General features: G+C 70.6%; 1 protein-coding gene. It reads left to right on the forward strand.

Translation table 11 applies throughout. From position 1 onward, the window contains the following. Positions 1 to 125 precede the first annotated feature (125 nt). Positions 126 to 1,082: a hypothetical protein gene (locus G6020_RS12380; RefSeq protein WP_179523196.1), complete on the forward strand. Its 957-nt coding sequence runs from the start codon at positions 126 to 128 to the stop codon at positions 1,080 to 1,082. The last annotated feature ends 158 nt before the right edge of the window (positions 1,083 to 1,240 follow it).

Here is a 1,240-nt window from a genome sequence, read left to right on the forward strand (position 1 = left end):
GTCGCTCAGCCCGGCCCCGCAGTCGCGGCAACGCTCTCCACACCCCGCGCCCCCTCCACAGTCAGGACGGATCACGCAGTCCGACGCCGCAGAAGCCGGGCCGGCGGGGCCGATACTGCGTGTTCATGAGCACAGACCGACCTCGCCCACCCGTCATCACCTCGTCCGAACTACTCGCCCGGGGTTACAGCCGCCGAGCGCGGGAGCACGCAGAGCGCACCGGACAGCTCTACCGTCTCCGTCACGGTGTCTACGTGCCCGCCGCCGACCTGCCCACCGGTCCCGACGAGGCCGAAGCCATCCTCGAGATGCGCTCGCGTGCCTCGGCGAGGTTCATCAGCCCCGGCACGGTGATGTCGCATACTTCCGCGCTCGTGCTGCACGGTCTGCCCGCCCAGGATCTGGACACCCGGCGGGTCACCACGACCAGGCACCGGCCGGGCAGCGGGAGCAGGCGGGGCGAGAGCGCGATCTGCCACAGTCTGGATCTCGGTGACGCCGTGACGGAACTCGATGGCATCCCGGTCACGACTCCGGCGCGGACGATCGTCGACGTGGCGCGGACGAGCCCGTTCACCGGTGCTGTCTGCGCTGCCGACCAGGCCCTGCGACATTCTCTGTGCACCCGGGCCGAACTGGCGGCCGAACTCGACGCCGCCGCCGGGAGAGTCGGCATCGCGCGGGCCCGCGCGGTGGTGGCATTCGCGGACCCGGGTGCCCACTCGGTGCTCGAGTCACTGAGCCGGGTCGCCATCACCCGCGCCGGACTCCCCATGCCCCGGCTCCAACACGAGTTCGTCCTCCCGGACGGGTCGCGGACCTTCGTCGACATGTACTGGAAGGAATGGGGACTCGTCGGGGAGGCGGACGGGTCGGGGAAGTACGGGATCGACGACGGCGAGGCGGGCGTCCGCCGGAAGCTACGCAATGAGAAGAATCGCCAGAACGAGATCGAAGCGCTGGGCAACATCTTCAGGAGATGGCAATGGGAGGACTACCGGCGTGGCCGGATCGTGCCCCTCATCCGCGAGGCGATGAGACTTCAGGAGTCACTCGGCCGGGGGCCGCGCCGCGTGGCGTGAGGGCGGCTGCAGTACGCGTACCGTCGCCGACTCGGGGAGGATCGCCGGCCACGACACTCGCCAGTCCGTGCAGCCGCTGATGCGCCTGGCGTCTCGCGCACGCGTCTGGCGTCTTGCTCGCGCGCGTGTCCACCTCTTCCGCAGCCGCCCGCCGCGAG

The organism is Dietzia sp. B19 (assembly GCF_014145155.1).
Lineage (GTDB): Bacteria > Actinomycetota > Actinomycetes > Mycobacteriales > Mycobacteriaceae > Dietzia > Dietzia natronolimnaea.

Coding starts and splice junctions, on each gene's coding strand:
- G6020_RS12380 (WP_179523196.1), top strand. CDS start 126: ATGAGCACAGACCGACCTCGCCCACCCGTCATCACCTCGTCCGAACTA.